This is a genomic window from Mycobacterium basiliense, assembly GCF_900292015.1.
Classification (GTDB): Bacteria; Actinomycetota; Actinomycetes; order Mycobacteriales; family Mycobacteriaceae; genus Mycobacterium; species Mycobacterium basiliense.
On sequence record NZ_LR130759.1, the window covers coordinates 5,322,038 to 5,346,735 of the forward strand.

A 24,698-nucleotide genomic window follows, 5' to 3' on the forward strand; every position below is an offset into this window, starting at 1 on the left:
TTGGGACGCCCCGTGTCCCCGGAGTGGCGGGCTTGCCCGGGGCCGGTGCTTTCGTGCTTGGTCGGCCAGATGGGCTGTTAGTCAACCGAAGGCGGTGCGGGCGCGTTGCCATGCGGTAGCGATGGCTACGGCCGATCGCCAGGTGGCGTCGATGTGTAGTCGGGTGCGGCGGGCGCCGCGGGTGATGTGGGCTGGGACGTGCAGGACTCCATAAGCTGGCGACCTCGGCGCGGGTCGGGTCGGGGTGGCTGCTGAATCTGATGAGCCGGCACCAGGTGACCAGATCGGCTCGCAGCAACCCGGCAGGCTTCCCCGCACCGATCTCGGGGCGGTCAAGCGAAGGCCCGCAGCGGCGGGCGCGTAAATGAGCTGTGACCGCTCGCCCCCAACCCGCGTAATTTTGCGCACGAGCGTTACCGCATCGTTCGGTAGATTTCAGGCACTAACAGCCGGAATGTTATTAGCCAACAATCTGTCTAAGATGCCCGATTGTGGATGCACCTATTACTACCATCGGCGGATCAGCGATTCAACCGCCGCACATCGACGCGTGGAAATCCGATCCGACACCGGACCACTCGCGTTGTCGTCGGGCCGTACGGCGAAACTGAGCCGGTTCGGGACCAGAATTCTCTTCGAGCGTCGGGCAGCTACGCCGCGCGAAACGGCCGCCCTCAGCTGCTGCATCTGCGGGTCCAACGCGGTGGCGGCACCGCGAGAGGCCTGCGAATCGGCAGCTTCCAACGCATCGCCGGGTCGACTAGATAGCCAACCGGTCACCTAATGATGCCCGTGATACCGGCGCGTTCCAGGAGGTCCCAATAGCGCGAACTATTGAAACAATAAATAGTCAGTCGGTCAGTTATTAATTTGATCGATTTGGTTAATATTTTCTCAACAAATTTCGCCGAATCTGAGTAACGACACTTGTAATATTCCCCGCAGTTCCTGCTTCGTTGTAGCGCTGGATAGGGGTCGGAAAATGGCGTCTTTTGTTGTTGTCATGCCGGAGGCGCTGCTGGCAGCGTCGGAGAGTTTAACCGGACTCGGGTCGACGATCGAGGCGGCGAATGCAGCGGCGGCGGCTTCGACGATCCAGCTGGTGGCCGCCGGCCAGGACGAGGTCTCCGCGGCGATTGCTCGGTTGTTCGGCAGCTATGCCCAGGAGTATCAGGCGCTGAGCACACAGATGGGGCAGTTTCATGCCCAGTTCGTGCAGGCATTGGCCGGCAGCCAGAACGTATACGGCGCCGCCGAAGCGGCCAACGCCTCGCCGCTGCAAATCCTTGAACGCCACCTGTTAGCGATCATCAACGCCCCCACAAACGCATTGCTGGCACGGCCACTGATCGGCAACGGGGCCAACGGGGTCGACGGCACCGGCGCTAACGGCGGAGCCGGGGGGATCTTGTACGGCAACGGCGGTAACGGTGGCTCGGGGGCGCCCGGTCAGGCCGGTGGGGCCGGTGGAGCGGCCGGACTGATCGGCAACGGCGGCCACGGCGGCGCCGGCGGCATCGGAGCCCCCGGTCAGTCCGGCGGCAATGGCGGGCCCGGCGGCGCCGGCGGGTTGCTTAGCGGGTCGGGTGGGGCCGGCGGGGCCGGTGGGGCCGGTGGGGCCGGGGCGGTAGGACAAGTCGGCGGGTCGGGCGGCACCGGAGGCGCGGGCGGGCCGGGGCTAATCGGCGGGGCCGGCGGGGCGGGCGGGGCCGGTGGGGCGGGCGGCGCAGGCGCTCCAGGTGCTCCCGCCGGAGGCGCCGGCGCCACCGGCATGGCCGGCGGCAACGGTGGGGCCGGCGGGTCCGGCGGGGCCGCCTCAGGACTTCCCGGGCTGTTCAGTGTGGGCGGAGCCGGCGGTGACGGCGGAGCCGGCGGACTCGGCGGCGATGGCGGGGCCGGCGGTAGTGGAGTGGGCTACCAGACCACAGGCGGTACCGGCGGGGCGGGGGGCACCGGCGGCAACGCGGGAGCCGGCGGGGCCGGCGGCGCCGGGTCGCCTTTCGGACTAAGCGGTGTGAACGGCAGCGGCGGCACCGGTGGCGGCGGCGGCACCGGCGGGGACGGAGGCATCGGCGACACCGGCGCCTTCATGGGCGGCAGCGGCGGACAAGGCGGTACCGGAGGCGCCGCCGGTGCCGCAGGAAGCGGTGGCCGCGGCGGCAGCATCGGCGCCGGCGGGATCGGCGGGGGCGGCGGCGCTGGCGGGACGGGCGGTACCGGCACCACCGGCGGCAGTTCGCAGTCCCCCACTATCGGCGGCCAAGGCGGCCAAGGCGGCTCCGGCGGCCAAGGGGGTACCGGCGGATCCGGTATCGGCGGTGTCGGCGGCGGCACCGGCGGCACCGGCGGCGTCGGCGGCACCGGCGGGGACGGCGGCACCGGCGGCACCAACACCGGTACCTCTGGCGGCGCTGGTGCCGACGGCGGGGCTGGCGGCACCGGAGGCACTGCAGGAGCCGCCGGCCACGGCACCGACGGCGGCGCCATCGGACTCATCGGCCACGGCGGCAACGGCGGTAACGGCGGTAACGGCGGCATCGGAGGCACCGGCACCCCGGGAACCGACGCAACCACACCCAGCCAAGGCAGCCAAGGCGGCCAAGGCGGTGGCGGCGGGGCCGGCGGCGCAGGCGGGGCCGGCATCGATGGCCTCAACGGCGGCAACGGCGGCCACGGCGGCACCGGCGGTGCCGGCGGCACTGGCGGCCACGGCGGTGCCAACACCGGCACCGGCGGTGGTGACGGTGCTGCCGGCGGCCAAGGCGGCACCGGAGGCGGCGCGGGAGCCGCCGGCAGCGGCACCGACGGCGGCTCCAACGGCCAGCACGGCACCGGCGGCACCGGAGGCACCGGCGGGGACGGCGGCACCGGCGGCGACGGCGCCGCTGGTGTCGACGATCCCGACTCACCCACCGCAGGCACTCAAGGAGGTCAAGGCGGTGCTGGAGGCGCCGGCGGCACTGGAGGAGCCGGCATCGGTGGCTTCGGCGGCGGCACCGGCGGCACCGGCGGCACCGGCGGCGCCGGCGGCACCGGAGGCGTCGGCGGTACTAACACCGGCACTACCGGCGGCGCCGGCGCCAATGGCGGCCAGGGCGGTACCGGCGGCACCGCAGGAGCCGCCGGTCACGGCACCGACGGCGGCGCCATCGGGCTCATCGGCCACGGCGGCCACGGCGGTGACGGCGGCAGCGGCGGCACCGGAGCCACCGGCACCGAGGGCACCAACTCCACCAGCCCCACCGCCGGCGGCACCGGCGGCCAAGGCGGCACCGGAGGCACCGGAGGCGACGGCGGCGCCGGTATCGACGGCCTCAACGGTGGCAACGGTGGCACCGGCGGCACCGGCGGCCAAGGCGGCACCGGTGGCCAAGGCGGCACCGTGCTCGGCGGGATCGGCGGCGGCAACGGTGCTGACGGCGGCCAAGGCGGCATCGGCGGCACCGCCGGCTCGGCAGGCAGCGGGACCGACGGCGGCGCCAACGGCGCCAACGGCACCGGCGGGCAGGGCGGCACCGGCGGTGCCGGCGGCGCCGGCCAAATCGGCACTCAAGGTGTCTCGGATCCCACCCCCACCCCCGGCGGCACTGGAGGCTCCGGCGGCGCCGGTGGTGCGGGCGGTTCGGGAGGTGCAGGTATCAACGGCCAAGGCGGCGGCGCCGGCGGCGCCGGCGGCAACGGCGGCACCGGCGGTGTCGGAGGCACCGGTGGCACCAACACTGGTAGCAGCGGCGACGGTGCCGCCGGCGGTCAAGGCGGCGCTGGAGGCGCGGCGGGCGCGGCCGGTAGCGGCACCGACGGCGGCGCGGTCGGAAACATAGGCACCGGCGGCACCGGCGGCGCCGGCGGCACCGGCGGCACCGGCAGCACCGGCGCCATCGGCACGAGCTCAGATACACCCACCCCGGGAAGCCAGGGCGGCCAGGGCGGCGCCGGGGGCACAGGTGGCGCCGGCGGCATCGGTATCGGCGGCGTCGGCGGCGGCCAAGGCGGAAACGGCGGAAACGGCGGCACGGGCGGCACCGGCGGCACCGGCGGCACCAACACCGACACCACGGGAGGCGCTGGCGCTTCCGGCGGTCAAGGCGGCGCGGGAGGCGCAGCAGGCGCGGCCGGCAGCGGCACCGACGGCGCCGCTGACGGGATCAACGGCACGGGCGGCACCGGAGGCACCGGCGGACGCGGCGGACAGGGCGGCACCGGCTCCGCCGGTGGTCTCTCAGCCCCGGGCCCCGGCGGAATGGGCGGCGAAGGCGGCGCCGGCGGAGTGGGCGGCGCCGGCATAGACGGCCTTGGCGGCGGCGACGGCGGAACCGGTGGCATCGGCGGCACCGGGGGAACGGGCGGCGCCAGCGGCACCGCGAACGATGGCGTCGGCGGAGCTGGTGGCGAGGCCGGCGCCGGTGGCACCGGCGGCAGCGGAACCGACGGCGGTTCGGGCGGAGCCGGCGGAGCCGGCGGAGCCGGCGGCGTCGGCGCTACCGGCAAGGACGACGACGCTGCCCAGGGTGGTGCCGGTGGCATCGGCGGACAAGGCGGCGCCGGGGGGACCGGTGGCAATGCCGGCGGCGGCAACGGCACCGGCGGAGTCGGCGGGCAAGGCGGTATGGGCGGGCAGGGCGGCGGTGGCGGTGCGGGCAAGGGTCTGGGCGGCGGCGACGGTGGCCAAGGCGGCATGGGCGGACACGGCGGCACAGGCGGCACCGGAAGCGGCTCCGGGCTCGGCGGCTTCGGCGGCGACGGCGGCGACGGCGGCACCGGTGGTCATGGCGGCACTGGTCTCCATGGGCCGGGGCAGCCGGGTGCCGCCGGTCAAGATGGCGGCCCGGGCGGCGGCCCTAGCGGCAACGACGGTGGCGCTGGCGGTGGCGGCAGCATCGGCGGCGGCGGCGGGCCAGGTGGCCCGGGTAACACCTGACGACGAATCCCGATCATCGCGCGTTCAGCCCTGGCAGGCGACGTGCGTCGATACAACGCGGTCGAACCGTGGGATTAGCCTGGTCATGCGGCGTTTATCGGCGTTGCGCCGGCGGCGGAAGCCAGGCCCGGTTTCGCCGAGTTGTGGCCATTGGGTCGGCGATGGTCGGCAACCGAGTCGGCAAGATCACCGTCATCGAGGCGGCCGACACCAGGTCCTACGAGGTTCTACGAGTCCCCGTCGACGAGCGACCAGTGGGCTTCGACTAGCCCATCGACCACCCCGAGCTGCCGGCGAAGGCAGACCAGGGAACAGCGACCTTCGGAGAAACGGTCCGGTTGATCGCCGATGTACTCGGCGTCGAACTCGCCGACGTGAGCTGCGCAGCCAGCCGGCACAAACCACCGCCGACCCCGGCCTCGGGTCGTGCAGGATCCCCCGCGGGCCTGGCGGGCCATACCGGTCAAGTTTGTCAGATGTCAACAAAGCCCTGCGGGCAGAGCCGGCGAGCATTAGCATCCAGATCAATCACCACATCAACTATGTGCTAGGTCAGCAATGGGAGTGCTGGCTGGGCCATGTTCATTTCGGTACGGAGGCTCGATGTCGTTCATGTTGATCTCGCCGCAGGTCGTGGCTGCGGCGGCCGAGGATTTGACGGCCGTGGGATCGGCAGTTGGCGCTGCCAATGAGGCGGTGGTGGGCTCGACGACGGAGATGTTGGCTGCGGGCGCCGACGAGGTCTCGGCACGGATTGCCGCGCTGTTCAATGGGTTCGGGTTGGAGTATCAGGCGGTCAGCGCGCAGACGGCGGCTTTTCATGAGCAGTTTGTGCAGACGTTGCGGGTGGGTGCGGAGTCGTATGCGTCGGCCGAGGCCGCCAGCGTTGACCAGTTGTTGTTCGGTCTGATTAATGGGCCTACTCAGGCCGTGCTGGGGCGACCGCTGATCGGTGACGGCGTCAACGCGACGATCCCGGGTGAAGCTGGCGGGCCGGGTGGGTTGTTGTTCGGCAGCGGCGGGAATGGTGCCGCTGGGGCGCCGGGGCAGGCCGGTGGCGCCGGCGGTGCCGCCGGTTTGTGGGGCAACGGCGGCACCGGGGGGGCCGGGGGAACCGGCGGGGCCACGGGTGGGGCCGGGGGGCCGGGGGGTGGCTCTTCGGTGTGGGTGGTGCTGGCGGCACCGGTGGGTTCGGTGGGGGGACCGGGGGTGCTGGTGGGGCCGGCGGGTTGCTGTGGGGTGGCGGTGGGGACGGCGGCGCCGGCGGTTACGGCGGGGGCGCCGGCGGGGCCGGGGGCCGGGCCCAGTTGTTGTTCGGCGCTGGCGGTGCCGGTGGGGCCGGCGGCGCCGGTTTGGACGCGGGCGCCGACGGCGCAACCGGGGGCACCGGAGGTACTGGCGGCGCCGGCGGTGACGGCGGCTGGCTCGCGCCCGGAGGGGCCGGTGGCGCCGGCGGGGCCGGTGGCGCGGGTGGGGCGGGCAGCGCGGGTGCGGCGCTCGGCGATACCGGCGGCACCGGAGGCACCGGCGGTAACGGCGGCGTCGGTGGCCGCGGCGCGCTGCTACTTGGATCCGGCGGCCAAGGCGGGTTCGGCGGCGCCGGCGGAGTCGGTGGGATCGGCGGTGCAGGCGCAGACGGAGCGGCCGCCGGGCTCGGCGGAGTCGGTGGCACGGGAGGCGACGGTGGCACCGGTGGCCAAGCTGGCGCCGGAGGCGCGGGCGGTGCTGGCCAACTGCTTAGCTCCAGCGGCGCCGCCGGTGTGGCAGGTACCGGCGGCACCGGCGGCCAAGGTGGTGCCGGTGGGGCCGGATCGGCTGGTATGGACGCGGCCGACGGCCGCGGCGCTACCGGTGGTGTCGGATTCGCCGGCGGCGCCGGCGGGACCGGCGGGCAGGGCGGTAACGCCGCGGCCGGCGGCACCAACGGTTCCGGGGGTAGCGGCGGAGTCGGCGGTCGGGGCGGTACCGGCGGCACCGGCGGGACCGGCGAAGACAGCGCCACCGGCATCGGCGGCACCGGCGGCACCGGCGGCACCGGCGGCCAAGCAGGCGCCGGCGGAGCAGGCGGCGCCGCCGGCACCGGCGGCACCGGCGGCAGCACGGGCGCCGTCGGCGATGCGGGTACCGGCGGCACCGGCGGCACCGGCGGTCAGGGAGGCCAGGGCGGTCAGGGCGCGGCCGGAGCCGACGGCACGGGCGGCACCGGCGAAATCGGGTTCACCGGCGGCCAAGGCGGCCAGGGCGGCCAAGGCGGAGACACCGGCGCCGGCGGCACCAACGGCTCCGGCGGCGCGGGCGGGACCGGCGGCACCGGCGGCACCGGCGGCACCGGCGGCACCGGCGAAGACAGCGCCACTGGCATCGGCGGCACCGGCGGCACCGGCGGCACCGGCGGCCAAGCAGGCGCCGGCGGAGCAGGCGGCGCCGCCGGCACCGGCGGCACCGGCGGCAGCACGGGCGCCGTCGGCGATGCGGGTACCGGCGGCACCGGCGGCACCGGCGGTCAGGGAGGCCAGGGCGGTCAGGGCGCGGCCGGAGCCGACGGCACGGGCGGCACCGGCGAAATCGGGTTCACCGGCGGCCAAGGCGGCCAGGGCGGCCAAGGCGGAGACACCGGCGCCGGCGGCACCAACGGCTCCGGCGGCGCGGGCGGGACCGGCGGCACCGGCGGCACCGGCGGCACCGGCGGCACCGGCAAAGACAGCGCCGCCGGCATCGGCGGCACCGGCGGCACCGGCGGCACCGGCGGCCAAGCAGGCGCCGGCGGAGCAGGCGGCGCCGCCGGCACCGGCGGCACCGGCGGCAGCACGGGCGCCGTCGGCGATGCGGGTACCGGCGGCACCGGCGGCACCGGCGGTCAGGGAGGCCAGGGCGGTCAGGGCGCGGCCGGAGCCGACGGCACGGGCGGCACCGGCGAAATCGGGTTCACCGGCGGCCAAGGCGGCCAGGGCGGCCAAGGCGGAGACACCGGCGCCGGCGGCACCAACGGCTCCGGCGGCGCGGGCGGGACCGGCGGCACCGGCGGCACCGGCGGCACCGGCGGCACCGGCAAAGACAGCGCCACCGACATCGGCGGCACCGGCGGCACCGGCGGCACCGGCGGCCAAGCAGGCGCCGGCGGAGCAGGCGGCGCCGCCGGCACCGGCGGCACCGGCGGCAGCACGGGCGCCGTCGGCGATGCGGGTACCGGCGGCACCGGCGGCACCGGCGGCCAGGGCGGAACCGGCGGCGATGGACTCAGCGCGGGACTGGCCGGGTTTGCCGGCGGACAAGGCGGCCAGGGCGGCGCCGGCGGCAGCGCAGCCGCCAGCGGCATCAACGGCGCCGGCGGCGCCGGCGGTATCGGCGGAACCGGCGGCCAGGGCGCCGCGGCGGCGGACGGCTTCGGAGCCAACGGCGGCACCGGCGGTAACGGCGGCCAAGGTGGGACCGGCGGCGACGCGGGAGCCGGAGCCGGCGCAGACGGCGCCGGTGGCGCGGCGGGCACCGGCGGTACCGGCGGCGCTGGCGGTACCGGTGGCTCCGGTCAAGTCACCCGTACCGGCGGCCAAGGCGGCGCGGGAGGAGCCGGCGGCACTGGCGGTCAAGGAGGCTTGAGTAGTAGCGGGGTCAGGGCCGACGGAGGCACCGGCGGCACCGGGGGCACCGGCGGTCGAGGCGGCGCCGGTGGTGCGGGGTTCGATAGCGCCGGCGGTGACGGCGGCACCGGCGGCGCTGGGGGCCAGGCCGGAGCCGGAGGCAGCGGTGGAAACGGCGGTATCGCCGGCAACGCCGGCACCGGAGGTACCGGTGGCCAGGGAGGTACTGGTGGAGTCGGCAGCGCGGGATCGCCCGCGGGTCCCGGCGGGACCGGCGGCGACGGCACCGGCGGCGGCAACGGCGGGGCCGGCGGGGCCGGCGGCGACGCTGGCTTCGGTGGCACTAACGGCAGCGGCGGAGCCGGCGGTCAAGGAGGGGCCGGCGGGGCCGGCGCTCCCGGCGCAGACAGTGTCGGGGCCACCGGCGGCGGCGGCGGTAACGGCGGCACCGGTGGCACCGGCGGTGCTGGCGGCAACGCCGGCACCGGCCTAGGCGCCAACGGCAGCGGCGGTGCGGCCGGCACGGGCGGCACCGGCGGCAACGGCGGCACCGGCGGCGACGGCGGCGGCCAGGGCGGGGATGGCGGTCAGGGCGGCCAAGGCGGTCTGGGCGGGATGAGCAGCGACGGCATCAACGCGGACGGCGGCATCGGCGGCAACGGCGGCCAGGGCGGCGAGGGCGGCGACGGAAATTCGGGCCTGGGCAGCGACGGCACCGACGGCGGCGCCGGCGGTAACGGAGGCGCGGCCGGCGATGGCGGCGGTGGGGGCAATGGCGGTATTGCTGGCGACGCCGGTATCGGCGGCGACGGCGGAGCGGGCGGACACGGCGGCAGCGGCAGCTTCGGCCACGGTGGCAATGACGGCTTCGACGGAGGCGACGGCGGAGCGGGCGGACACGGCGGTGACGCCGGCGCCGGCGGAACCAATGGCACCGGCGGGGCCGGCGGTCGCGGCGGCCAGGGCGGCGGTGGCGGCAGTGCGGCTGGCTTCGCCAAGAGCGGCGGCGACGGCGGCATGGGCGGAACTGGCGGGGCCGGCGGGAACGCTGGTAACGGAGCCGGAGCGGCTGCCAGCGGCGGAGCCGGCGGGAACGGCGGGAACGCCTTTGAAGGCGGGGATGGCGGCGACAACTTCGACGGTGGTAATGGCGGCGTCGGCGGCCAAGGTGGCAACGGTGGGGCGAGCACCGTCGGAAGCAACCTTGCCGGCGGCGCCGGCGGTAACGGCGGGATCGGCGGTGCCGGGGGTAGCGGCGGTGCGGGCACCACGGGTCCGGCCGGCGACGGCGGCACCGGCGGTGCCGGTGGTCACGCCGGGGCCGGCGGATCCGGCGCTACTCCAGGCAACGCGGGCAACGGCGGCGACGGGGGCCGCGGCGGTCATGGCGGCGACGGCAGCGGTAGCGGCATGACGAACGCTGGCTTCGCCGGCGGCCAGGGCGGCGAAGGCGGCAATGGCGGTAACGCGGACGTTGGCGGCATCAATGGCGCCGGCGGCGCCGGCGGTGACGGCGGAAATGGCGCCACCGGCCCGGCCGGACTGGACGGCAAAGCCTCCTCCGACGGCGGCACCGGCGGCACCGGCGGCACCGGCGGAGACGGCGGCAACGGCGGCAACGCCGGTTTCGGCGCCGGCGAACTCAGCAACGGCGGCGCAGCCGGTAACGGTGGATCCGGCGGGGCCGGAGGTACCGGCGGCGCCGCCGGCCTCGGCGACAGCACGGGCTGGACCGGCGGCCAAGGCGGCACCGGCGGCCAAGGCGGCCACGGCGGCCTCGGCGGGCTGGACAGCAGCGGCATCAGCGCCGACGGTGGCACCGGCGGCGACGGCGGCACCGGCGGCCAAGGCGGCCACGGCGGCACCGGCACCTACGACGACGGCGGCACCGGCGGCGCTGGCGGTACCGGGGGCGACGCGGGCGTCGGTGGGGCCGGCGGCAACGGCGGCAACGCCGGCAATGCGGGCGTTGCCGGCGACGGCGGCGCTGGCGGCACCGGCGGCGCTGGCGGCACCGGCGTAGGCACCGGATTTGCCGGCGGAGCCGGCGGCGACGGCGGTAACGGCGGCGATGCGGGCGCCGGCGGCACCAACGGCACCGGCGGCACCGGCGGTACCGGCGGTACCGGCGGCAACGGCGGTGCCGGTGTCGACGGCATCCGTCAAAGTCCCGACGGCGGAACCGGCGGCAACGGCGGCAACGGCGGTATCGGCGGCAACGGCGGCAACGCCGGCAGCGGCGCTGGCGGAGTCGGCGACGGCGGCGCCGCGGGCACCGGTGGCATCGGTGGCACCGGCGGTACCGGCGGGGCCGGCGTCGAGAATTTCAACGGCGGCAGGGGCGGCAACGGCGGCCAAGGCGGCCAGGGCGGCCTCGGCGGGACGAGCAGCGACGGCATCAGCGCAGACGGCGGCACCGGCGGAGACGGCGGCATCGGCGGCAACGGCGGCGCGGGCGGAGACGGGATCGTCTCAGACGGCGGTGATGGCGGCAACGGCGGCAACGGGGGTGACGCTGGCTCGGGCGGCGCCGGCGGCGTGGGCGGAAACACCGGCAACGCCGGCACCGGCGGCCGCGGCGGCAACGGAGGCAACGGGGGCGCCGGCGAGTACGGCGCCCAACTCGGCGATGCGGGCTTTGCCGGCGGCGCTGGCGGTAACGGCGGCAACGGCGGCAACGCGGGCACCGGCGGCACCAATGGCGCCGGCGGCGCCGGCGGGACAGGCGGCAACGGCGGGTACGGCCAGGCCGGTGAGAACGGCTTCGGCGCCGATGGCGCGGTGGGCGGCGACGGCGGCGACGGCGGGAACGGCGGCAACGGCGGGAACGCCGGCACCGGCATCGGCGCAACCGGTGCAGCGGGCGCAGCGGGCAGCGGCGGCCATGGCGGGGCCGGCGGGAACGGCGGTGCCGCCGGTAACGACTCCATCGGCGGTCAAGGCGGCAAAGGCGGCGATGGTGGCACCGGCGGACTCGGCGGCACCGATAGCACCGGCGCAGGCACCAGCGGCGGCCAAGGTGGCGACGGTGGAGTCGGCGGTCGTGGCGGTAACGGTGGGACCGGCACGGTGGCGACCGGCGGCTCCGGAGGGACCGGTGGAGCCGGTGGTGATGCCGGCGACGGCGGTGCGGCCAGCAATGGCGGAGTCGTGGGCAACGCCGGCAACGCCGGCGACGGCGGCCGAGGCGGCAACGGCGGCACCGGTAGAGCCGGCGGCCCTTTCGCGGCCGACGCGGGCGATGACGGCGGCCGCGGCGGCGACGGCGGCGACGGCGGTAACGCGGGCCTCGGCGGTACCAACGGCGACGGCGGAGCCGGTGGCACCGGCGGAACCGGCGGATACGCGGCTAGCGGAACCCTGGAAGGTGTCGGCGGTACCGGCGGCAACGGCGGCACAGGCGGCAACGGCGGCAACGCGGGCACCGGGCTCGGCGACGCCGGCACCGGCGGCGCCGCGGGCACCGGCGGTAATGGCGGCACGGGCGGCAACGGCGGATTCGGTGAACCGCAGACCAGCAACGCCGGTGGCGCCGGCGGAGTCGGCGGCAAGGGTGGCCAAGGCGGCCAAGGCGGCCTAAGCAGCGACGGCATCAGCGCCGACGGCGGCACCGGTGGCAACGGCGGCAAAGGCGGCTACGGCGGCGTAGGCGCCAATGCGAGCGGCATCGCCCGTAGTGGTGGTGATGGCGGCGCCGGTGGAGCCGGCGGCGCTGCGGGTGCCGGCGGCAGCGGCGGCAACGGCGGCGCCGTCGGTAATGCCGGCATCGGCGGCGAGGGTGGCGTCGGCGGTCAAGGCGGCCGCGGCAGCTACAGCTTTGAAATCTTTCAAGGCGGCACCGGCGGCAATGGCGGCGCAGGTGGAGCTGGTGGCGACGCAGGTGTCGGCGGAACCAACGGCAACGGGGGCCAAGGCGGCAACGGCGGTGCCGGCGGCTACGGCCTAACGGGCGTGAACGGTGACGGCGGCGATGGCGGCACCGGCGGCACCGGCGGCACCGGCGGGAAAGGCGGCGCGGGCGGCGACGCTGGTTCCGGCCTCGGAGCGCCTGGCAGCGGAGGTAAAGGTGGTGGCGGCGGCACCGGCGGCGCCGGTGGAGCCGGTGGGTTCGGCGACGTCAACTTCAACGGCGGCATAGGCGGCCAGGGCGGCACCGGCGGCCAGGGCGGGCAAGGCGGGATCGGCAGCAACGGGGTCGGCGCCGACGGTGGTTACGGCGGCTCCGGCGGCGCCGGCGGGGCCGGCGGTCATGGCAAAGGCAGCGGCGACGGCGGCACCGGCGGCGACGGCGGATTCGGCGGCACCGGCGGGACCGGCGGCACTAGCACCGCCCCCGGGGTCCCTGGCGGTACCGGCGGCGACGGCGGATTCGGCGGCAACGGCGGAACCGGCGGCGATGGTGCACCCCCCGGCTATGGCGGCAGTGCCGGCAGCGGGGGTAGCGGCGGGGCCGGCGGCAACCCCGACGGCACCGCCGGCAGCGGCGGCAGGGACGGCAACGATGGAGAACTCGGAAATTACGTCGTACAACCGTTTCCGTGAGCCACAGTAGGCGGATCGGCGGCATGCACAGCGTCTTTGAGTTAACGGGCCAGACCACCGGAACCGAGCTGCCGCCGATAGCCGGCCAGGGACGGCGATCGTCCTCAGGGGCCAGGGCGGCAACGGCAGCCTCGGCGGGACGAGTAGCGACAGCATCACCGCCCACCGGCCTCGGCAGCCGCCCATGCCGAAGAGTTGATGGGCGCCGAGATTGGCCGACCAAGCGATCCCCTCGCACGCCGGTTCGGCAAAGACGCACTGTCGGCGGGGCCGGCACTGTACCTATGCTGAGCGAGTGCCAAACAACTATCGGGTGGTGCAATGGACCACCGGAAACGTCGGCAAAAGCTCACTGCAAGCCATCGCCGCCCACCCCGCGCTGCAACTGGTCGGCTGCTATGCCTGGTCGCCGCAGAAGGTCGGCCGTGACGCCGGCGATCTCTGCGGCATCGCCCCGTTAGGGGTGACCGCCAGCAACGACACCGACGCGCTGCTGGCCCTGAAACCGGACTGCGTGGTCTACAACCCGATGTGGATCGACGTCGACGAGCTGGTCCGCATCCTCTCCGCGGGCGTCAACGTGGTGACCACGGCCGCCTTCATCACCGGACACAACCTGGGCCCCGGTCGCGATCGCATTCTGGATGCCTGCCACCAGGGCGGGTCGACGATCTTCGGGTCCGGCGTCAGTCCCGGCTTCGCCGAGCTGTTGGCCATCGTGTCGACGATGGTCTGCAACCGTGTCGACAAGGTCACCGTCAACGAGGCCGCCGACACCACGTTCTACGACTCCCCCGCGACCGAGCGGCCGGTCGGCTTCGGCCAGCCGATCGACCACCCCGAGCTGCAGGCCATGACCGCCGTGGGCACGGCCATCTTCGGCGAAGCGGTCCGGTTGATCGCCGACGCGCTCGGCCTCGAGCTCGACGACGTGCACTGCGAGGCCGAATACGCGCAAACCACCGCCGAACTCAACCTCGGGTCGTGGAGCATTCCCGCGGGCTGCGTGGCCGGCGTGGCGGCGAGCTGGCAGGGAGTGCTAGGCCACCGAACCCTCGTCGAGCTCAACGTCCGGTGGCGTAAGGGGCAAACGCTTGAGCCAGACTGGAGGATCGACCAAGACGGCTGGGTCATCAAGGTCGACGGACGGCCGACGGTGACCACCACGGTGAGCTTTCTGCCGCCGCCCTATTTCGAGGCGGAGACGATTGCCGACTTTATGATGCTTGGGCACATCATGACCGCCATGCCCACCATCAACTCGATCCCCGCGGTCGTTGCCGCCCAGCCTGGCATCGTCACCTACAACGACCTACCGCTGACAGTTCCCCGGGGCGTGGTTCCACGGCGCTAGCCGTCCCCGACGGCGGCATGCTCGGAAACCACCTGTTGGCGAGCGGGTTTGGGGTAGTTCGCGCCAAACTCGGGCACTTCGAAGAAGCCGTGGCGGCGGGCGGCCCGGATAGCGTTGCGCAACGGACGCACCAGGCCCGCGAACGACCCCATGTCGAACAACAGCGGCGTCAGCAACCGATTGTGCACGTAACCGAATGAGCTTGCGGTCTCCGGGTCTGCCCAGCCCAACGTGCCACCCAATCCGACATGGCCAAAGCCGTTGAGTAAACCGGGAACTGGTGATTCGTGGTAGCCGAGATGGCCGTCGTTGGCCAGTGCGGCATACATTTTGGCCAGGCCGCGCCCGGTCACCACGCCGTTGGCGCCTGGGACTTCGCCGTCCTGGAACGAAGTATCGCCTTGCACAAGGGACTTCACGCCAGGGAAGTACATCGCGCCAAAGCCGCCGGAGAACGCCAGACCGGCGACCCGCGGCGCGATGACATTGAAAATCGGGTTGGCCAGCTTGGACTGCGGCATCAGAACCTGCGCGGGCGCTCCCCCACCGAATCGCCGCCCGGGGAAAGTCGGGCAAAGATCGTGAGGGCGCTGAAAAAGTGCGGATCGGCAGCACCGGATACACCGCGTGGCAAACCATCGCCGGTAACCAGAAGGGCGGTCTTTGTCACGGTTTCGGACCCGATGCTTCCGGGGCCATCACAAAATCGACATTATCAGCACAGAGTCCGGCGGGCCGAGGCCTCAAATGTAGAGGTTTCACGCTCCCTCGCTATCGGGTATTCGCTGCAGCAACGATTACCGCTCAGTAATGAGGAGCCCAAAACGCATGAGCGCTGAAGATAAGGTCAAGAACAAGATCGAGGACTTGGGTGGACGGGCCAAAGAAGCCATCGGGCACGCCACCGGAGACAAGAACACTAAGGATGAAGGTCGCCTCGACCAGGCCAAGGCGAGCCTGAAAGACGCTGGTGAGAAGGTTAAGGATGCTCTCCGAAAGTAGTCCAGACACGTCACGACGACGGCGAGTCCACCGCCGCGGGATGGCCGTTAGCGCTGTGGTGGCGATGCTGGTGAGTGTGTCGGCGATGCTGGGCATGCCCGCCCCGCCGGCGGCCGCCGAACCCTGCCCCGACGTCGAGGTGTTGTTCGCCCGCGGTACCGGAGAACCACCGGGCGTCGGTGGCATCGGCGGGTCGTTTGTGGAGGCGCTGCGTTCGCAGATCGGCTCCAGATCGCTTGCCGTATACCCGATCAATTACCCGGCCAGCACCGACTTCTCCAACCCTGACTTCCCCCAAACGGTCATTGCGGGGATTCGCGACGCCAGCTCTCATATCGAAGCGACGGCGGCGAACTGCCCCAACACCAAGGAAGTGCTGGGTGGGTACTCGCAGGGTGCGGCCGTGGCCGGCTACGTCACCTCGGCCGCCGTGCCGCCGGGTGTTCCCGCCGCTGCGGTACCCGAGCCGATGCCGCCGGAAATCGCCAGCCACGTTGCGGCGGTCACGCTGTTCGGGACGCCGTCGGATGACTTCCTCAACCAATACGGAGCGCCGCCAATCGTCATCGGGCCCCTCTACCAGCCCAAGACGATCGAGTTGTGCGCGGATGGCGACGGCATCTGCGGAGCGGGGAACAACCCCGCCGCCCATGCGGCCTACGTGGTGAACGGAATGACGTCCCAAGGCGCAGATTTCGCGGCCAGCCACCTCTAACGCGACCGCGGCGCCCCCGGGGATACCACCGGGGGCGCGCCGGGCAGAATCACAGTATGCGCGTACTGGTAACCGGGGGCACCGGATTTGTCGGCGGCTGGACCGCCAGGGCCATCGCGGACGAGGGCCATTCGGTCCGCTTCCTGGTCCGCAATCCCGCGAAGCTGGACACGTCGGTGGCCGAACTCGGCGTCGACGTTTCCGACTTCGTCGTCGGCGATATCAAGGATCGCGACTCGGTGCGTGAGGCGTTGACCGGATGCGACGCCGTCGTCCACAGTGCCGCCCTGGTCGCAACCGACCCACGCCAGACCCCGCGGATGCAGAGCACCAACATGGAGGGTGCCCGCAACGTCCTTGGCCAGGCCGTGCAACTCGGACTCGATCCGATCGTGCATGTGTCGAGCTTCACCGCGTTGTTCCATCCGGATTTGGAAAGGCTGACGGCGGACCTGCCGGTTGTCGGTGGCACCGACGGCTACGGCACGTCCAAGGCGCAAGTCGAAATCTATGCTCGCGGTTTGCAGGACGCCGGCGCACCGGTGAATATCACCTATCCGGGCATGGTGCTTGGTCCGCCCGTGGGCAACCAGTTCGGTGAGGCCGGCGAAGGGGTCAAGGCGGCGCTACAGATTCACACGATTCCCGGCCGGCGGGCCGCGTGGTTGGTTATCGACGTCCGTGATGTGGCGGCGGTGCACGCGGCCCTGCTGGAGCCCGGGATGGGGCCGCGGCGATACATGGTCGGCGGGCACCGGATTCCGGTGGCCGAGCTGGCCAAGATGCTCGAACAGGTCGCCAACACCCCCATGCTGACCTTCCCGGTCCCGGACACCGTGCTGCGAGTTGCCGGTTCGTTGCTCGACCTCGCCGGCCCCTATCTACCCTTCGAGAATCCGTTCACCGCAGCCGGAATGCAGTACTACACCCAGATGCCGGAATCCGATGATTCACCGAGCGAAAAAGAACTCGGCATCATCTATCGGGACCCGCGCGTCACTCTCTCCGATACCGTCGCGGCCCTGCGCCGCTAGCCGCGCGCGGTTCGGTTCACGTCGGCTCATCGGGAGGCTCGGCGTCGTCCCCCTCGGCGGGCGAATTCTTCAGCCACCTTCGTAACCGAAGAAGTTCGTTGGTCACAATGCCGATCCCCAACAGCGCCAGCGTCGCCACAATCGCGGAGGTCACACGATCCATCGTGACAGGTGCCCGAGCTGGGCGGCCGTCAGGCGGACTTGACCTCAAGACCGATGTGGACCTTGTCGATTCCGCCGCGCACGAGCGAGTGTGGATAGAACCACCAGGCGTGATACCAGTAGCGCTTCAGCACCGCGTTGTAGACCCGCTTGGTCTCCGACTTGGGTAACACCCGGGCGACGGCCTCGACCGGCTCGCCCTTGGGCTTGCCCAACGCCCCGCTCTTGGCGAGCGTCACTCGCGGCGTGTTGCGGATCCGCTTGACTTTCCACGATCCGTCATCGGTGATCACCAGCAGCCGGTCGCCGTCGGGCACCCCCCATATGGCGGTGGGTTTGGGCCGGCCGTCTTTGGTGAAAGTGGTCAACAGCAGGTACTTGGACTTGATGACGTCTCGAAAATTGGCAGCCACGCGACTCTTCCGCTCTGTGGGTGAATGTCACAAAAGACAATATCCAAATGCGCCCACGTTAATCGTGACGATCGCAACTTCAGCGCACGCGCGCAGCGAGTTAGGGTCGACCTGCATTGGTCGAGGAGAGGAACTCTGCGATGAGGGCGGTGACCTGTACCAACGCAAAGCTCGAGGTAGTCGATCAACCAACCCCGACGCCGGCCAAGGGACAGTTGTTGGTCGAGGTGCTCCGGTGCGGCATCTGCGGTTCGGATCTGCATGCCCGCAAGCACTGCGACGAGCTTGCCGATGTCATGGCCGAATCGGGGTACGACGCCTTCATGCGGTCGGGTCAACAGGTCGTGTTCGGACACGAATTCTGCGGCGAGGTGGTTGACCACGGCCCACGCACCCGCAAGACGCCCCGGCCCGGTACCCCTGTGGTTGCCCTGCCGCTGTTGCGACGCGGTGACGAGGTGCACGGAATCGGGCTGTCCACGCTGGCACCGGGCGCCTACGCCGAACAGCTGCTCGTCGAGCAGGCGCTGGCCTTCCCCGTGCCGAATGGATTGGCCCCCGAGATCGCCGCGCTGACCGAGCCGATGGCCGTCGGGTGGCACGCCGTGCGGCGTGGCGAGGTGGGTAAAGGTGACGTTGCCATCGTGATCGGCTGCGGGCCAATCGGACTGGCTGTGATCTGCATGCTGAAGACGCACGGAGTACGGATGGTGATCGCGAGCGACTTTTCAGCGGGCCGGCGCGCGCTGGCAACCGCCTGCGGCGCCGACGTCGTCGTCGACCCCACTCGGGACTCGCCCTACGAACACGGGAAGGGACACGTGCACAGCATCATCGACGCGTTCGACCTCGCGCTCGGCACGGTCGAAAAGCTGCATAGGTTGCGGCTGCCCTGGTGGCACGTGTGGCGCGCCGCCGAAGCGGTCGGGGCTGCGGCTCCCAAGCACCCCATCATCTTCGAGTGTGTCGGCGTCCCAGGAGTCATCGATACCATCATGGCCAGCGCACCGCTGTTCTCGCGGGTCGTCGTCGTCGGAGTTTGCATGGGCGCAGACCACATCCGCCCAGCGATGGCGATCAACAAAGAAATCGATCTGCGGTTTGTGCTCGGCTACACCCCCATCGAATTCCGCGACACGCTGCACATGCTGGCCGACGGGAAGATCAATGCCACGCCGCTCATCACCGGCAGGGTGGGACTGCCCGGCGTGGAGGCCGCGTTTGAGGCCCTCGGCGACCCGGAGGCGCACGCGAAGATCCTCATCGACCCCAAGAGTGAAGTCAAGGCCCCATAGCCGGGTAGCCGGCCGCCGACTCCATCCGCTGAGCCATACCGCCCTGCTCACCAATCGCGGTGTATCCCAAAGCGGCGGAACCGATTTCGCCGGCAACCACCTGGCCGGAATTGCGGCCGACCCGAAGTTGCAGGGCGACGCCGTCGCGGTGCTCGATTTCACCGGCCAGCCGCCGCGTCTCATCCTGAATGGCCAGTGCGGCCAACCATGCGCGGATCGCATGGTCCGCAAGGTCGGTCGGCGCGCCGAACATCGCCATGATGTCGTCGCCGGACCCAGAGTGTCCGTCTTCCCGGGTTAGGACCCGGGCGCCTACGGATCGCCTAGGTCGGCGGACGCTCGATCCGCCACGGCCCGTCGTCGCCGTCGCGCTGCAGCTTGATCTCGTCGGTCCCGTCGTCGCGCTTGCCATCCACATCGATCTCGACGGCAATGCGAATGGTCGCCTTGCGACTGCCCCGCAACCGAACGGACCGCACCTCAAGCCTGCGAAAGGTCCAGCTGCGCAAGGTCTCGAGCTTGCGCACCATGACATTGTCGTCAGGTGTGAGCAGGTAGCCGGTCACGTCATCGTTTCGCATCAGTGCGGCGTAGAACCCGATGACCGCCAACGCCGGATCACCGCAGCCTGGCGACACGTCGGCGGCCGCCGCTGGCGTCAGCACGATGGGGGCCGTGTAGTCGGCCCAGCCCTCTAAGTCGCGCTGCGTGGTCGGCGGAACGGTCAGCGCCATGGGGCCGATGCTAGCCCCCCTTGAGGTCGGTGTCCCGGCTCGGCTGCACCCTTTTAGGTTCGCCCGGCATCTTCGGATAGTTCGGCGGATACGGCAGGTCACCAAGCCCGCGCTCCGCGTCGGCCTCCACCATCTCTAGCAGCGGAACAAGCGACTGCGCGACGTCGTCCATCCCGGCCCAGGGGTCGTCGCTGCGCGCCGTTACCAGATCGGGCACCGTGGCAAGGGTGTAGTCATCCGGGTCGGCATCGGCAAGTGCGTCCCACGTCAAAGGCATCGACACGGTCGCAATCGGGGTGGGCCGCACCGAGTATGCCGATGCCATGGTGCGGTCGCGCGCATTCTGGTTGAAGTCGACGAAAATCCGCTGGCCGCGTTCTTCCTTCCACCACGACGTGGTGACCGCCTCGGGGGCGCGGCGTTCGATCTCGCGGGCCAGCGCGATGCCGGCACGGCGCACTTGGATGAAGTCCCAGTCGGTGGCGATCCGGAAGTACACGTGCACACCGCGGCCCCCGGAGGTCTTGGGGTAGCCGACCAGGCCGAGTTCGTCGAGCAGCGGACGCAGCACGTCGACGGCAACCGAGCGCGCCTCGACAAAGCCGGTGCCGGGCTGCGGATCCAGGTCGATGCGCAACTCGTCGGGATGCTCAGTGTCGGGGCAGCGCACCTGCCAGGGATGCAGCGTGATGGTGCCCATCTGCGCGGCCCACACGATCGCGGCCGGGTGGGTCACCCGCAGCGCATCGGCGGTGCGACCGGACGGGAACGTCACCCGGCAGGTCTGCAGGTAGTCGGGATGGTGCTGGGGCACCCGCTTCTGGTAGATCTCCTCGCCATCGATGCCGTCGGGAAAGCGCTGCAGATGCGTCGGCCGGTCCCGCAGTGCGGTCAGCATCGGGCCGGTCGCTACGGCCAGGTAATACTCGATCAGCCGACGCTTGGTGCCCTTCGACCCCAGCCGCGGGAAATACACCTTGTCCGGGTTGGTCACCCGGACCGCGACACCGTCAACGTCGAGTTCTTCCGCTGCAGCAGCCATATCTGGATTCCAGCATGCCGCAGGCAACAATGGGGCAATGGACCTACCAGTCACGCCGCCGATCTCGCCGATGCTGGCCAAGTCGGTCAAGACCATTCCGCCGGATGCGTCATACGAGCCAAAATGGGATGGCTTCCGGTCCATCTGTTTTCGCGACCATGATCAGGTGGAGCTGGGCAGCCGCAACGAGCGGCCGATGACCCGCTACTTCCCCGAGTTGGTCGCCGCGGTCCAGGCCGAACTGCCGCAGCGCTGCGTCATCGACGGCGAGATCGTTATCGCCACCGATCACGGCCTGGATTTCGAGGCGCTGCAACAGCGCATCCATCCGGCTGACTCGCGGGTGCGGATGCTCTCCGAACACACGCCGGCTTCGTTCATCGCCTTCGACCTACTAGCCCTCGGCGACGAGGACTTCACCGGGCGGCCGTTCAGCGAGCGGCGCGCGACGCTGGTCGACGCGGTCGGCTCGGGCCCGTCGATCCATGTCACGCCGGCCACCACCGATCTGGTGACGGCACAGCGCTGGTTCGACGAGTTCGAGGGCGCCGGCCTCGACGGGGTGGTCGCCAAGCCGCTGACCATCACCTATCAGCCGGATAAGCGCGTCATGTTCAAGATCAAGCACGAGCGGACCGCCGACTGCGTGGTCGCCGGGTATCGGGTGCACAAGTCCGGTCCGGACGCGATCGGCTCACTGCTGTTGGGCCTCTACCAGCCGGATGGGCAACTCGCCTCGGTCGGTGTGATCGGCGCTTTCCCGATGGCGCGGCGTCGGCAGTTGTTCACCGAGATGCAGGCGCTAGTCACCGACTTCGACAACCATCCGTGGAACTGGGCCGCCCACGAAGCCGGCGAGCGCACTCCCCGCAAGAACGAGTTCTCTCGCTGGAACGCCGGCAAAGACCTTTCCTTCGTGCCGCTGCGACCAGAGCGCGTGGTGGAGGTGCGCTACGACCATATGGAGGGCGCGCGGTTTCGCCACACCGCACAGTTCAACCGGTGGCGCCCCGACCGCGATCCGCGCTCTTGCACCTACGCCCAGCTCGAACAGCCGGTGACGTTCAGCCTGGGCGACATCGTGCCCGGCCTCGGCGCCCGCACGGCGCCCTAGCTGGCGAAGTTGCCGACGCCGGCTTCGGCGGGGATGGTGGTTCGTGGCTGTGTCGGATACGTGGAGTGTGATGTGCAGAAACGACGAGAAGTGTTCTCAGCGCTGGGGTTGGGGTTGGCCGGATTCACGGTCGGCTCCGGCTTGATGGCCGCGACGGCGTGTGGGCGCGGGGAGCAGGATTCGGGCCCGGCAAGAGCCCGAATCGAGATCATTCCCGGTGTCGTAGATGTCAGCGATATGCGGATAGCCACCCGCGAGGCGCGCGGCGGTGACGAGCTGGTGCTGATTCACCCAAGTTTGGCCCGCGGCGCCCTGGATTACGACATCGTGCTGCCCACGCTGGCCCGTGCGGGCTACCGCGTGGTGAGCTTTGACCCACGTGGGATCGGGGCCACCAGGAACTCCGATGAGCGGCTGCGGGACATCACCCTGCACGATCTGGCCGACGATGTGCGTGCGTTGGTTGCCGCGCTGGGCGCCACGTCGGCGCACCTGATCGGCCACGACTATGGCAACCGGGTGATGCGCACGGTCGCGGTCGATCATCCGCAGTTGGTGCGATCGCTGACCCTGTGGGCAGCCGGCGCCGGAACACCCGAGCCGGAGGCGCTGCAGATCCTCAACACCGTGATCGACGACAACGCACCGGTCGACCGCTTCCAGGCCGCGGTCAAGAAGGGATTTTTTGCACCCGGTAACGATCCCCGAGTCTGGTACACCGGCTGGTACACCCGAGGTGGCGTCAGCGAGTGGGCCGCCTCAACCACAACACCAGTCGCCGATTACCAGCTGGGCGGCACCGCGAGAATTCTCATCGTGCAGGGCCTGCAGGACTTCATCGCGCCACCACAGAAATCCCGAGACCTGCAGGCCCGGATGGGGGCCCGCGCCAGTCGGGTGGAAATCGACCACGCTGGCCACTGCATGGTCGCCGAGCAACCGACCCAGCTGTCGAAAGTGACGATCGAATTCCTGCACAGCATCCGCTAGCAGCAGCGCGGCGCGCCAAGAATTCCAACGTACGGATTCAAGTATTGGCCGCAATTTAAGATGACTTGATGTTGCACGTATCCACATTGTTCGTTGCCGGTACGGCGGCGCTGGACGAACACGGTGCGATCAATGCCACCCGCATACCGATGACCTGGTTTCAGGTCGATCAGATTCCGTTGTGGGCCAAGGTTCCCATCGTCTTGGTGGTGCATGCGCCCGTGGGCGGCGACTACGACCCGGAACTGCACGTGGTGTGCAAAGACCCGGCAGGAGTGCCGCGCGGATACCTTCGAGCCAGTTGGCACTGGCCGGACGAAGCCAATCGAGCATCCAAATACCGGTGTTTCACCCAGGAACTCTCATTCCCGATCGAGACCGAGGGCGAATACACAATCGGCGCCTACTACGACGAAGAAGGTAAATTCGAGATCACAACCCCGATACCGATTTCCATCATCTTGGCCGCGCCCGCGACGCCTCCCGCCGAGGAGGACGGCGACGACAGCGAAAACCCCGAAAGCCCCGATAACATCTAGTCGCCACCCCGCGATTCGCGCTTAGATCGCGACCGACAGCGCCTGCAGACCGCGGAGCGTGACGTTCGATTTGTAGGCCGGTTCATCTGTTAGCCGCGCGTCGGGAAAGCGAGCCGTGATCGCCGACAGGGCGACACCGGCTTCCAGCCGCGCCAACGGAGCGCCCAGGCAGTAGTGCGCGCCGTGGCCAAATCCCAGGTGCCGCAGCGATCCCCGAAGCGGATCGAAAACATCGGGCCGGTCATACTCCGCGGGATCACGGTGCGCGGCCGCCAGCAGCAAGATCATCACGTCACCCCGGATCACCTCCACCCGCCCAATCGTCATGTCGTCGGCGGCGATTCGGCCGACCAGTTGCACAGGGGGGTCGTAGCGCAAGGTTTCCTCGATGACCGCCGACGCCAGTCCGGGGTTGGTGCCCAATGCGCCCCACTGCCGACGGTCGCGCAGCAGGGCCAAGACGGCGTTTCCGATCAGGTTCACGGTGGTCTCGTGTCCGGCCACCAGCAGCAGAATACAGGTGGAGATGATCTCTTCCTCGGTCAGCTGATCGCCGGACTCCTCCACTGCGATCAGAGCCGACATCAAGTCGTCGCCGGGTCCCGACCGTCGCAGCTCGATCAGGTCACGCAGGTATTGGCGCAGCCACATACCCGCCTCCAGTGATTCGTTCAAGGTGGCCGCATACTCGCCGGTGAACGCCAGGAACGGGTCCAGTGACTGCGCCAACAGCGCCGAGGCATCGCTGAACTGGGACTCGTCCTCGATGGGCACGCCGAGCAGCCGGCAGATCACCGCCACCGGCAGCGGGTAGGCAAAGTCGTCGACCACGTCGAAAACCTGCTTTTCGGCGATCCGGTCCAGCAATCCATCCACCAACGCGCTGATCTCGGGCCGTAGCGCGTTCACCACTTTGGGTGCAAACGCCTTACTGACCAGCTTGCGCAACCGGCTGTGGTCCGGCGGATCGAGAAACAGAAAAGCTGGCGGCAACTCATCCCGCAGCGTCGGTTGCTCCCGCATCATGCGCTGGGCCACCGTCGACTTGGCCCGATCGCTGCTCGATGCGGGGTGCCGAAGCGCCTCGTCGCAGTCCTGAAAGCTAGAGAAGAGCATCAGATTGGCCTCTGGCAGGTGCAACGGTCCGTATTCGCGCAGCTGCGCGCACACCGGATACGGGTCGGCCCGGATTGCCGGGTCCAGCAACCGCAGCAGCAATGTCTGCGGTTCGGTTTGCTCGGTGTGCTCCAGATGCCCAGTCGTCAT

At 71.2% G+C, this 24,698-nt stretch carries 16 protein-coding genes and 4 pseudogenes; 11 read left to right on the plus strand and 9 right to left on the minus strand.

The features are described from left to right. Positions 1 to 81 precede the first annotated feature (81 nt). Positions 82 to 298: pseudogene (locus MB901379_RS23925) on the minus strand (IS1380 family transposase); the annotation flags it as partial. A 684-nt stretch (positions 299 to 982) separates the two neighbouring features. Between MB901379_RS23925 and MB901379_RS22650 the strand changes: the two are divergent. From MB901379_RS22650 to MB901379_RS22660, 4 genes and pseudogenes are all read left to right on the plus strand, one after another. Continuing rightward, complete coding sequence (locus tag MB901379_RS22650) at positions 983 to 4,918, plus strand: PE family protein (RefSeq protein ID WP_158018646.1); 3,936 nt, start codon at positions 983 to 985, stop codon at positions 4,916 to 4,918. Between the two features lie 612 nt (positions 4,919 to 5,530). Next, positions 5,531 to 6,010, plus strand: a pseudogene (locus tag MB901379_RS25465) (PE family protein); the annotation flags it as partial. 71 nt (positions 6,011 to 6,081) lie between these two features. Continuing rightward, entirely contained in the window at positions 6,082 to 13,038 is a 6,957-nt protein-coding gene (locus tag MB901379_RS25470; RefSeq protein ID WP_232021938.1) for a PE family protein, read from the plus strand. Positions 13,039 to 13,333: 295 nt separating this feature from the next. Continuing rightward, the gene (locus MB901379_RS22660; RefSeq protein WP_158018647.1) at positions 13,334 to 14,392 is read left to right on the plus strand and encodes an NAD(P)H-dependent amine dehydrogenase family protein; all 1,059 of its coding nucleotides are present in this window, start codon (positions 13,334 to 13,336) and stop codon (positions 14,390 to 14,392) included. Here the strand turns inward: MB901379_RS22660 and MB901379_RS22665 are convergent. Then, positions 14,389 to 14,925: pseudogene (locus MB901379_RS22665) on the minus strand (esterase); the annotation flags it as partial. The gene MB901379_RS22660 and the pseudogene MB901379_RS22665 sit on opposite strands and share 4 nt — an antisense overlap. Beyond that, positions 14,913 to 15,062, minus strand: a complete 150-nt coding sequence (locus tag MB901379_RS24900; RefSeq protein WP_232021939.1) for a hypothetical protein — start codon at positions 15,060 to 15,062, stop codon at positions 14,913 to 14,915. The gene MB901379_RS24900 and the pseudogene MB901379_RS22665, both read right to left, overlap by 13 nt. 158 nt (positions 15,063 to 15,220) lie before the next feature. On the opposite strand from MB901379_RS24900, the gene MB901379_RS22670 reads away from it, so the two are divergent. The 3 genes from MB901379_RS22670 to MB901379_RS22680 are packed head-to-tail and all read left to right on the plus strand — an operon-like array spanning position 15,221 to position 17,143. Next, complete coding sequence (locus tag MB901379_RS22670) at positions 15,221 to 15,394, plus strand: CsbD family protein (protein ID WP_158018648.1); 174 nt, start codon at positions 15,221 to 15,223, stop codon at positions 15,392 to 15,394. Positions 15,395 to 15,434: 40 nt separating this feature from the next. Beyond that, positions 15,435 to 16,109 (plus strand): cutinase family protein, encoded by a 675-nt coding sequence (locus MB901379_RS22675; RefSeq protein ID WP_197717843.1) that lies wholly within the window; start codon positions 15,435 to 15,437, stop codon positions 16,107 to 16,109. A gap of 56 nt (positions 16,110 to 16,165) precedes the next feature. Further along, complete coding sequence (locus MB901379_RS22680; RefSeq protein WP_158018649.1) at positions 16,166 to 17,143, plus strand: NAD-dependent epimerase/dehydratase family protein; 978 nt, start codon at positions 16,166 to 16,168, stop codon at positions 17,141 to 17,143. A gap of 16 nt (positions 17,144 to 17,159) precedes the next feature. On the opposite strand, the gene MB901379_RS23930 is transcribed toward MB901379_RS22680, so the two are convergent. Together MB901379_RS23930 and MB901379_RS22685 are read right to left on the minus strand one after the other, a co-directional pair. After that, positions 17,160 to 17,297, minus strand: coding sequence for a hypothetical protein (locus tag MB901379_RS23930; RefSeq protein WP_162334293.1), 138 nt, complete (start codon positions 17,295 to 17,297; stop codon positions 17,160 to 17,162). A gap of 37 nt (positions 17,298 to 17,334) precedes the next feature. Further along, on the minus strand, positions 17,335 to 17,718 hold the full coding sequence (locus MB901379_RS22685; protein WP_158018650.1) for a PPOX class F420-dependent oxidoreductase: 384 nt from the start codon (positions 17,716 to 17,718) through the stop codon (positions 17,335 to 17,337). Positions 17,719 to 17,858: 140 nt separating this feature from the next. Here MB901379_RS22685 and MB901379_RS22690 point away from each other — a divergent pair, with 140 nt between their 5' ends. After that, complete coding sequence (locus tag MB901379_RS22690) at positions 17,859 to 19,013, plus strand: zinc-binding dehydrogenase (protein WP_158018651.1); 1,155 nt, start codon at positions 17,859 to 17,861, stop codon at positions 19,011 to 19,013. Between the two features lie 10 nt (positions 19,014 to 19,023). On the opposite strand, the pseudogene MB901379_RS24905 reads toward MB901379_RS22690, so the two are convergent. The 3 genes and pseudogenes from MB901379_RS24905 to ligD all read right to left on the minus strand — a co-directional run. Further along, positions 19,024 to 19,287, minus strand: a pseudogene (locus MB901379_RS24905) (adenylate/guanylate cyclase domain-containing protein); the annotation flags it as partial. Positions 19,288 to 19,336: 49 nt separating this feature from the next. Next, positions 19,337 to 19,747 (minus strand): hypothetical protein, encoded by a 411-nt coding sequence (locus MB901379_RS22700; protein WP_158018653.1) that lies wholly within the window; start codon positions 19,745 to 19,747, stop codon positions 19,337 to 19,339. Positions 19,748 to 19,757: 10 nt separating this feature from the next. Continuing rightward, a complete protein-coding gene (gene ligD / locus MB901379_RS22705) occupies positions 19,758 to 20,789 on the minus strand; it encodes a non-homologous end-joining DNA ligase (protein ID WP_158018654.1) in 1,032 nt (343 codons plus the stop codon). Positions 20,790 to 20,826: 37 nt separating this feature from the next. On the opposite strand from ligD, the gene MB901379_RS22710 reads away from it, so the two are divergent. The 3 genes from MB901379_RS22710 (at position 20,827) to MB901379_RS22720 (ending at position 23,432) form a co-directional block, all read left to right on the plus strand. Next, positions 20,827 to 21,903, plus strand: a complete 1,077-nt coding sequence (locus MB901379_RS22710) for an ATP-dependent DNA ligase (RefSeq protein WP_158018655.1) — start codon at positions 20,827 to 20,829, stop codon at positions 21,901 to 21,903. 90 nt (positions 21,904 to 21,993) lie between these two features. Further along, the gene (locus tag MB901379_RS22715) at positions 21,994 to 22,893 is read left to right on the plus strand and encodes an alpha/beta fold hydrolase (RefSeq protein ID WP_232021940.1); all 900 of its coding nucleotides are present in this window, start codon (positions 21,994 to 21,996) and stop codon (positions 22,891 to 22,893) included. A 68-nt stretch (positions 22,894 to 22,961) separates the two neighbouring features. Further along, a complete protein-coding gene (locus tag MB901379_RS22720; protein ID WP_232021941.1) occupies positions 22,962 to 23,432 on the plus strand; it encodes a hypothetical protein in 471 nt (156 codons plus the stop codon). Between the two features lie 21 nt (positions 23,433 to 23,453). Here the strand turns inward: MB901379_RS22720 and MB901379_RS22725 are convergent, their stop codons facing one another. Then, entirely contained in the window at positions 23,454 to 24,698 is a 1,245-nt protein-coding gene (locus tag MB901379_RS22725; RefSeq protein WP_158018657.1) for a cytochrome P450, read from the minus strand.

What these genes read in the sequence shown, in the direction of transcription:
- MB901379_RS22680 (WP_158018649.1), top strand. Translation starts at nt 16,166, where the DNA reads ATGCGCGTACTGGTAACCGGGGGCACCGGATTTGTCGGCGGCTGGACC.
- MB901379_RS22700 (WP_158018653.1), bottom strand. Translation starts at nt 19,747, where the DNA reads ATGGCGCTGACCGTTCCGCCGACCACGCAGCGCGACTTAGAGGGCTGG.
- ligD (WP_158018654.1), bottom strand. Translation starts at nt 20,789, where the DNA reads ATGGCTGCTGCAGCGGAAGAACTCGACGTTGACGGTGTCGCGGTCCGG.
- MB901379_RS22710 (WP_158018655.1), top strand. Translation starts at nt 20,827, where the DNA reads ATGGACCTACCAGTCACGCCGCCGATCTCGCCGATGCTGGCCAAGTCG.
- MB901379_RS22670 (WP_158018648.1), top strand. Translation starts at nt 15,221, where the DNA reads ATGAGCGCTGAAGATAAGGTCAAGAACAAGATCGAGGACTTGGGTGGA.
- MB901379_RS22725 (WP_158018657.1), bottom strand. Translation starts at nt 24,698, where the DNA reads ATGACGACTGGGCATCTGGAGCACACCGAGCAAACCGAACCGCAGACA.
- MB901379_RS22650 (WP_158018646.1), top strand. Translation starts at nt 983, where the DNA reads ATGGCGTCTTTTGTTGTTGTCATGCCGGAGGCGCTGCTGGCAGCGTCG.
- MB901379_RS22675 (WP_197717843.1), top strand. Translation starts at nt 15,435, where the DNA reads ATGGCCGTTAGCGCTGTGGTGGCGATGCTGGTGAGTGTGTCGGCGATG.
- MB901379_RS22690 (WP_158018651.1), top strand. Translation starts at nt 17,859, where the DNA reads ATGAGGGCGGTGACCTGTACCAACGCAAAGCTCGAGGTAGTCGATCAA.
- MB901379_RS22720 (WP_232021941.1), top strand. Translation starts at nt 22,962, where the DNA reads ATGTTGCACGTATCCACATTGTTCGTTGCCGGTACGGCGGCGCTGGAC.